This is a genomic window from Granulicella sp. S190, from assembly GCF_009766095.1.
Classification (GTDB): domain Bacteria; phylum Acidobacteriota; class Terriglobia; order Terriglobales; family Acidobacteriaceae; genus Edaphobacter.
This window is the reverse complement of sequence record NZ_LMUD01000025.1, coordinates 6,497-16,013: the sequence shown is the minus strand read 5'-3', so window position 1 is coordinate 16,013 and position 9,517 is coordinate 6,497. Positions and strand designations below refer to the sequence as shown.

2 protein-coding genes are annotated in these 9,517 nt (G+C 58.2%); both read left to right on the top strand.

Features of this window, described 5'->3' with window-relative positions:
• Positions 1–367 (top strand): phosphopantetheine-binding protein (locus tag GSQ94_RS15740; RefSeq protein WP_216843104.1); only part of this gene is annotated, 367 nt, incomplete at its 5' end.
• On the top strand, positions 367–9,517 hold a 9,151-nt coding region (locus GSQ94_RS15735; RefSeq protein ID WP_158944825.1), incomplete at its 3' end, for a non-ribosomal peptide synthetase. The genes GSQ94_RS15740 and GSQ94_RS15735, both read left to right, overlap by 1 nt.

Here is a 9,517-nt window from a genome sequence, read left to right as displayed (position 1 = left end):
CGAACACTTCCCCCTCTCCCCAAATGGAAAAATCGACCGCACCGCTCTCCCAGAACCAGAACTACACTCACACAACTACCGCACCCCAAGAACACCCACCGAAGCCGTCATATGCAGGGTAATGCGCGAGATCTTTGATGTCGATCAGGTGGGAGCGGATGATGACTTCTTCGAGCTCGGCGGCCATTCCTTATCCGCCACGCGAGTTGCCAGCCGTCTCAACGAAGCATTCAAAGTTGTTGTGCCTGTTCGCGTCATTTTTGAGTATTCGAAGTTGTCGGATTTGGGCGCCGAAATCGAACGGCTGTCCGCTGCGATCATCACTGAGAGTGATGAAGCTGATGAGGTAATCGATCTGTGGATCTAATGTTGAGTACAGCTACAATCGCAGACCTGGTGGAGAGTCTTTCGGCTGCAGGAGTGCAGCTCGAAGTGGAGGAGGGTGCACTTCGCGTCAGAACACGCCGAAGTACATTGACTCCGGAAATACGATCAACGCTGGAACAGAATCGCGACCAGCTCATCGAGTTCCTGACTGGAGAGAGCAAGACGGCAGTGAACGGACGGGGGCGCAACGGGCTGGGGCACATCGCGCGGCCCAGCCGTATCCCGCTTTCCTTCGCCCAGCACCGTCTCTGGTTTCTGCACCGCATCGATGGCGGAACCGGAATGTACAACATACCGATCGCACTGCGTCTCGAAGGAGAGCTGGAAGCAGCAGCCCTTGAGTCAGCAGTCCAAGACGTCGTTGCCCGGCACGAAAGTCTCCGAACGATCTTTGAAGATACGGATGACGGTACATTCCAACGCATTTTGCCGGAGACAAATGCACTCATCCGGCTTGCTGCGGAAGATGTTGACGAAAGCCTCCTCTCCCAGCGTATCGCGCAGGCCGTGGAAGCCCGCATCGACATCGCACAAGAGATCCCGGTGCACACATGGCTGTTCCGGCTGAATGCCCGCTGCCATGTGCTCCTGCTGGTCATTCATCACACCGCGACCGATGGCTGGTCCGTTGGCCCATTGACCCATGACTTGACGCTGGCATACACGTCCAGGACCCTAGGCAGAGCACCGGCCTTTCCCGCGCCGGTCGTTCAGTATGCGGATTACGCTCTCTGGCAGCGCAGGCTCATGGGTGAGGAGAAAGATCCGACAAGCCTCCTATCTAGTCAAATTGCATTCTGGCGACATGCACTCGTCGGCCTGCCCGAGGAACTGCCTCTTCCTTTCGACCATACGCGCCCTGCGGTTTCAAGTTTTCGCGGCGCGGTCGTCCCTGTGGTGCTGGATGCGGAATTACACCGCAGGCTGACAGCGCTGGCTCAAAAGAACGGCGCCAGCCTCTTCATGGTTCTACAGGCCGGGTTTGCAGCGCTTCTTTCCCGTTTGGGAGCCGGCGAAGATATTCCCATCGGCAGTCCTGTGGCGGGGCGATCTCGGCGCGAGTTGGAAGACGCCGTCGGTCTCTTCGTCAACACACTTGTCCTGCGCGCTGACCTTTCCTCCTATCCCTCCTTTCGCGAGCTCATTGCGCGCATCAGGAAGTTCAATCTGGAAGCCTATGCACACCAGGACGTCCCCTTCGAACGCCTAGTGGAAGCGTTGCAGCCACAGCGCTCTCTCTCTCGCAATCCCCTGTTTCAGGTTATGTTCGCGTTTCAGAATGCTCCTCTAGGCAGCATGGACCTTCCCGGCTTGACGGTAAGCGGAGAACCGCTGGCATGGAATACAGCGAAATTCGACCTGACCCTAAACCTCGGAGAGCATCGCAGCCCAGGCTCGGAGCTGCTGGGAATTTCCGGAGGCCTCGAATACAGCCTTGATCTGTTCGAGCCGGCGACAGCGGGAAAAATCGCCGCTGGCCTTGTTCGCCTGCTTGAAGCAGCAACCGCCTCCCCCGATACACCGGTAGCCTGCCTGAACATCCTCTCTCCTGCCGAGAGAAGGCAAGTCCTCAAAGTTTTCAATGCCACCGCACATCCTATGCCGGACGCTACTTTGCCTGATTTGTTTGAAGCACAGGTGAGACAGAGCCGGAGCGCAACAGCTCTGGTGTACGGGAAAGAATCTCTCACCTACGCTTCCCTGAATGCGCGCGCGAACCGGTTAGCACGTTATTTGCGAACGCTGGGGGCCGGTCCTGAGGGCATCGTCTGCCTCATGCTGGAGCGCTCGGTGGAATTGGTGGTTGCGATGCTCGCAACCATCAAAACAGGCGCAGCCTACCTTCCCTTGGATGTCGACTACCCACAGGAGCGTATCGACCGAATTGTGAACGACGCCAAGCCGGTCGCCGTGCTCAACGCATCGCTGTTGGCCAGCCTCGATCTTCAAGAGTTCCAGGAGAATGATCTTTCCGACGAAGAACGTATCAGCACCCTCCTGTCGCTCCATCCTGTTTACGTCATATATACCTCGGGTTCCACCGGCGCGCCGAAAGGAACGCCCAATGTCCATGCGGGCTTGGTAAACCGGCTTTCGTGGATCCAAGCGACGCTTTCTCTGGACATCGGCGATGCTGTGCTGCAAAAGACGCCCTATAGCTTTGATGTATCAGTGTGGGAGTTCTTCTGGCCGCTGATGTCTGGAGCGAGGCTGGTGATGTCTCCTCCGGGAGCACACCGGGATCCGGATCACATTGCGCGCCTCGTAGAGCAACAGCGGATTACCACTCTCCATTTTGTACCTTCGATGCTTCGTGCCTTTCTTGATGATCCGGCACGTGCCACTCGCTGCTCCAGCCTGAAGCGAGTGATCTGCAGCGGGGAAGCATTAACAGGCGATATCCAAGAGCGATTCTTCCAGATCTTTCCGCATGTCGAACTCCATAATCTGTACGGTCCCACCGAAGCTTCGATTGAAGTCACCGCCTGGAAATGCCGCGTTGAGGATGGCGGAAAGACCCCTCCGATTGGTCCGCCAATCTGGAACCTGCGCACCTATATCTTGGATGCAGGCCTTGAACCTGTCCCTGCAGGCGTTACAGGAGAGCTCTATCTGGCCGGCGTTGGCCTGGCGCGCGGCTATCTGAAGCGGCCGTCCCTGACATCTGAGCGCTTCATCACAGATCCGTACGCGAACGATTCGGGAGCCCGAATGTATCGAACGGGTGACCTCGCGCGATGGACAAGCGACGGCGCTATCGAATACCTGGGCCGAACAGACTCGCAGGTCAAAGTCCGTGGTTTCCGTATCGAACTGGGTGAAATCGAAGCAGCTCTGATGGCATGCCCGGGAGTGAAGCAAGCAGCTGTGATTCCGCGGCCGGACTTTGCCGGCGGACAAATCCTCTTTGCTTTCGTCTCCGCATCTCCGGAAACGCAGGCTGCAGAGTTGCGTCGGCAGCTTCTCACCAAGTTACCGGAGTTTATGGTTCCGGCCGCCATCTCCGTTAGAGACAGGTTGCCACTGAACACCAATGGCAAGCTCGACCGGCGTGCGCTATTGGAGGAACCGCATCAGCCTCAAGAAGACAGCACCCGCTCGTACCGCGCGCCGCGAACTCCCGAGGAAGAAATCCTCTGCAATATCTTTGCAGAGCTGCTTGGTCTAGAGCGCGTTGGCCTGGACGACGATTTCTTTGTCCTGGGCGGTCATTCGCTCATGGCCATGCGGTTGTTGAGCCGTCTGCGTGTAAACCTGAGGCGGGAAATTTCTATTCGCGCTTTCTTTGAGGCTCCCACCATCGCAGGGCTTGCAGAACGTTTGCGCGCCACCGAAACAACCCGTCCCGCCCTGGTGCGGCAGTCCCGGCCAGCACATCCTCCGCTTTCTTATGCACAGCGCCGGCTTTGGTTCCTCCACTGCATGGAGGGTCCGAGTTCGACCTACAACATCCCCTTCGCGGCACGAATCGAAGGAACGCTGAATGTGGAAGCACTTCAGCATGCTCTCTGCGACGTCATCGCCCGCCATGAAACATTACGAACCGTGTTCCCCGAATCAGGCGACCGGGCATTCCAACAGATCCTCTCTCCGGCAGAAGCAGCATTCCACCTGGAGATCAAAGACATTCCGGAAGCGGAGCTGGCTGAAAAGCTGAGAGAGGCCGCCGCCAAATGCATTGATATTTCGCGCGAAATCCCACTCAGCGCACAGCTCTTCCGCGTGGCCTCGGCTACTTACGTCTTAGCAGTCATCGTGCATCACATCGCGGCCGATGGCTGGTCTGTCATGCCGCTGACCCGCGATCTGACCGTTGCCTATGGGGCAAGGATGCGCGGCGAATCGCCTGCCTTCCAGGATCTTCCGGTTCATTACGCCGACTACACCGTATGGCAGCGCGAGATGCTCGGTAACGATAGCGATTCCCAGAGCATCGCCGGGCGCCAGATCGAATACTGGCGAAAAACGCTAGCCGAAGCTCCACCGGAGATCCATCTTTCCAGCAGAACGCGTCCCGCTCAGCCGCGATATTGCGGAGGCTTAGTCCCCTTGCGACTCGACGCCCAGTTGCACGCTGGCCTACTCCAACTGGCACAAGCCTCCGGCGCAAGCCTCTTCATGGTCCTTCAGGCAGGGCTGGCCGCTCTTCTCTCCCGCCTGGGCGCAGGCGAAGACATTCCGATAGGAACGAGCGTAGTGGGCAGAGACGAAGCAGCCGTGGAAGATCTGGTTGGCTTCTTCGTTAATACGCTAGTCTTGCGAACGGATATTTCCGGACGGCCCTCCTTCCGCGAACTGGTTTCTCGCATACGGTCCGTGGATCTAGATGCCTTCGCTAATAGGGACGTTCCATTCGAACGTGTCGTAGACGCGCTCCAGCCCGAACGCTCCGCTTCGCGTCAGCCGCTCTTCCAGGTCATGTTGGTGCTGCAAAATACACCCACGGTGGAGATGAAGCTCGAGGGGCTGAAAATCAAGCCGGAGCCAATCGCCTGGGACACCGCAAAGTTCGATCTGACACTGAATCTTGGCGAAACATATGGGACAGGCAGGAAGCCGCTGGGAGTAGAAGGCGTCTTCGAATACAGTTCCGATTTGTTCGATCCCCAGATCGTCGAGCGCATGGCGGAACAACTGATCCGGCTCCTGACGCTGGCAGTTGCCAGGCCGGATGCGAAGATTCACGAGTTCGACATCCTTGAACCTGACGAAAAGAAACATCTGCTTCAGCGCCTCGGGGGAATGAAACCAGCAACCTCCGCCGCAACTGTTCCTGAGCTTTTCGAAGCCCATGCCGCACGTGCGCCGCAGGCTGTCGCAGCACTTTCTAACGAGGGAGCGGCAACCTACGGTGAGTTGAACAGCGCCGCAAACCGGATCGCTCATCGTTTGATCGAGCTCGGCGTCCAGCCGGATAACCCGGTTGCCATCTGCATGGATCGTTCCATCGAAATGCTGGCCGGGGTACTCGGAATTCTGAAAGCGGGCGCTACCTACGTTCCCCTTGATTCGAATCTACCTGCACGACGCAGAAATGAGCTCTTGCTCCTCTCCCGTGCGCGACATGTAGTCACCGCGTCAACCTATCATTCCCTGTTTGAGGACAAGGTAGAGCACATCGTAACCAGCGGCAGTTCCCGTACGGAGAATCCATCCCTACGCATCTCGCCAGATCATGGGGCATACGTCAATTTCACCTCGGGATCGACAGGACAGCCAAAAGCCGTCCTTGTGCCGCATCGCGGGATCGCGCGTCTTGTGATCGAGCCCGACTTCGCCACCCTGGATGCTTCCACCTGCATCCTGCACATGGCCCGGCTGAGCTTCGATGCAGCGACCCTGGAGATCTGGGGCGCCCTGCTTAACGGCGGTACCGTGGCGCTGCTCCAATCCGTCACACCGTCTCTTGAAGAAATCTCGAGCGTCGTGACCGGCTGCCACGTCAATACGATGTGGCTGACATCTGGCCTCTTCAATCAGATGGTCGATCATGCTCTCCCCGCCTTAGCGCAGGTTCGACAGCTCATGGCGGGAGGAGATCTGCTTTCCCCCAGGCATGTTCAGAAGGTCCAGCAGGCTCATCCGCAGTGCATGGTCATCAATGGCTACGGACCCACGGAAAATACCACCTTCACCAGTTGCTACGCCATACCGCGCGACGCGGACTTCAATCTCGCTTTGCCCATCGGGACCCCCATCCGCGGTACAGGAGTCCGTGTGCTGGATAGCGCGCTCCAACCAGTTCCGCTCGGAGTCATGGGAGAGTTGTACGCGACCGGGGCAGGTCTTGCTCGCGGCTATCTGAACCGGCCTGGAGCAACAGCGGAAAGGTTTGTGGCAGATCCTTATTCTGAGCAAACGGGAGCACGGATGTATCGCACCGGCGACCTGGCATGCTGGCGGGAAGACGGAGTACTGCTCTTCCTCGGCCGCGCCGATCAACAGGTCAAGCTGCGTGGGTTTCGTATTGAACTTGGAGAAATTGAAGCAGCTCTTACCGAACTTCCAGAAGTCGCTGACGCAAAAGTAATCGTACGGGCCGATAGCGAAAGCACCAGAATGCTCGTCGCGTATCTCACTTCTGACCTCCCGGAAGGCAGCACATTAGAGGAAGATGCCCTGCGCAGTCACCTGAGCGACACGTTGCCCGCATACATGGTGCCGTCGGTCTTTGTGGTGCTTAAGGCGCTGCCGCTTACCCCCAACGGCAAGCTCGACCTGGCCTCCCTAGCCGCGCCGCAACGAAACACTTCCCAGCAGAGAATCCCCCAAACACCCTCAGAGAAGACCTTCCGCAATCTCTTCCAGGAAGTCCTATCGCTCAAAGAGGTGGAACTGGACGACAGCTTCTTTCGTCTGGGCGGCGATAGCATCTTGTCCATTCAACTGGTGAGTCGGGCAAGACGTGCCGGGTGGGAAATCAGCGTTCGCGACGTTTTCCAGCAGCAGACCGCGGCTTCGCTCGCTCTGATCGCGAGACCGATCCGTGCCGCTCAGAGAACATGGGATCTCAGCGAACGCTCGGGAGGGATCACACCGACTCCCGTCATGCGCTGGTTCCTCGAGCGCGGTGGTCCTATTCGCAGCTTCAGCCAATCCATGCTTGTCTGCTTGCCGGACACCGCGGACGAATCGAATCTGATACCCGCCCTTCAGGCGCTGCTGGACCGGCATGATGTTCTTCGCCTTCGCGCCAGTCGTTCGAGCATGTTCATCGAGCACCCGAGAACTATATCGGCGGCATCCTGCTTTACTCGCGTCGATGTCTCCGGACTCGATGAAATCACCCGCTTCGAAACGATGCGGGAAGCGGCCGCGGCCGCGAACGATCGCCTCGACCCGGAAGATGGCCGAGTATTCGAAGCAGTATGGTTCCCGGAAGCTCAGCGTCTTCTCTTAACCATCCATCATATGGCAGTCGATGGCGTCTCCTGGAGGATTCTGCTCCCCGATCTGGCGCAACTCTGGCATGCCATCACCCATGATCAGAAGACTGCCTCTGAATCGGAAGCCACGCCATTCCGCGTATGGGCAAAGTATCTCGCGGAGCAGGCTGTCTCTCCCGTGACCGAAGCCGAGCTTCCTCAATGGGAACGAATCGTCCAGAGTGGCATCCCCTTCTTGCCGGGGGTAACCCTCGATCCGCGCCTCGATACGATGAGCACGGCAGGACATCTCCGCATCGACCTGCCCGTTGAAGTCACCTCGCGCATCCTCACCTCTGTGCCGGCTGCGTTTCATGCGGGAATCGACGATGTCCTCCTGACAGCCCTTACCGTGGCATTGGGCGGACAGCGAACCTTGATTGATATTGAAGGACACGGCCGCGAAACCGAAGAGCTGGATCTGACACGCACCGTTGGATGGTTCACCAAAATCTATCCGGTCACCTTGAGTGCCAGCGACATCGATCTCCAGGATGCCTTGAACGGTGGCCCCTCTCTCGTCCGGCTGTTCAAGCAGGTCAAAGAACAATTGCGGATGATCCCCGCCAAGGGACTTGGTTACGGGTTGATGCGTTATCTGAATTCGCGAACCCAGAAGATCCTGGCACAAAGGCCCTCTCCGCAGATCGCCTTCAACTACCTCGGCCGGTTCGAAGGTGGCCACGCCGCGGAATGGTCTTCCGCGCCCGAAGCTCTCGGACTCAGCAGCCGGGTAGACCCCAACATGCCGCTGTTCCACCTGCTGGAGGTCAACGCGCAAACGCTCGATGGGCCGGAGGGTCCCGTACTTTCCGCCACGTGGAGTTGGGCGGGGCGTCACCTCAGCGAAGCCAGGGTCCAGGAGATTTCCGGCAGGTGGAGGCGCACGCTCGAAGCCCTGGTTCGCTCCGTCGATCAGCGCGCCAGCGGACACTCCCCATCGGACTTCCCGCTGGTGAAGTTATCCCAAAACGAAGTGGAGTGTTTGGAGGCCCAGGTCCAGGGTCTGGAAGATGTTTTGCCCCTGTCGTCTCTGCAAGAAGGACTATTCTTCCACGCCCTTTATGACGAGGCGGATGCCGATGTCTATACCGTTCAAGTCACCTTCCTGTTCGAGGGTTCCTTCGACAGTGAACGTATGCGCGAAGGAGCTCAAGCACTACTGGACCGTCATGCCAACCTGCGCGCGGTGATCGTAAGCGAAGGAGTATCGCGTCCTCTGCAGGTGATCCCGCGCCGGTCTCCAATCCCCTGGAGTGAGGAGGACCTCTCTAAGCTTTCCGCCGGGCAGCGCCATGCTACGGAGTCCGCAATCATCACCGCAGATCGGGTCAAGCGTTTCGATTTCTCAATAGGGCCGCTGCTTCGGCTCAAGTTGCTCCGCTTGGGAAATAGCCAGCATCGGCTAATTTTCACCATCCATCATCTGCTGATTGATGGCTGGTCCATGCCGACTCTGATCGGAGAACTCTTCACGCTCTATCGCGAAACTGGTTCGCATTCCCTGGCTCCGATCCGCCCCTATCGAGACTATCTGGCGTGGGTCGCAGCTCAGAATGAGGAAGCGGGTCTTTCCGCATGGCGGGCCTATCTGGCAGGCCTTGACAGCCCCACGCTTCTAACCGCAAACAATGCTCCGCATAGCGTGCCGCAGCGATGGGAATTCCATGTGCCTTTGGATCTAACCGCGCGTCTGCAATCGCTCGCCAACGAGCAAAGCGTCACGCTGAATACCGCGGTGCAAGCACTCTGGGCCATCCTGCTGGGCCGTATCCTGGGCCGGGAGGATGTTGTCTTCGGCATCACGGTCTCCGGCCGTCCTGCGGAATTAACGGGAGTCGATAGAATGGTCGGGCTCTTCATCAATACGCTGCCTCTCCGCATTCGTCTCGATCCCGCCGCCACCTTTACGGAGCTGCTGCAACAAATACAGCAGAGTCAGACCTCAATGCTCCCGTGGCAGCACGTCGGGCTTTCCGCGATCCAGCAAGCCGCCGGATTGGGCCAACTATTCGACACCTTAGTGGTGTTCGAAAATTACCCTCTGGACCGTGCCGCCTTCAGCGAATCGGCAAAAGGTCTGACACTCATAGAGGCCACGGCTCATGACGCTACCCACTATGCGCTTCATCTGGTCGTCGGTCCGGGAAAGCAGCTTTATCTTCGTCTTGATTACGATCCGGCGCGAGTGGCTCAGGCCACAA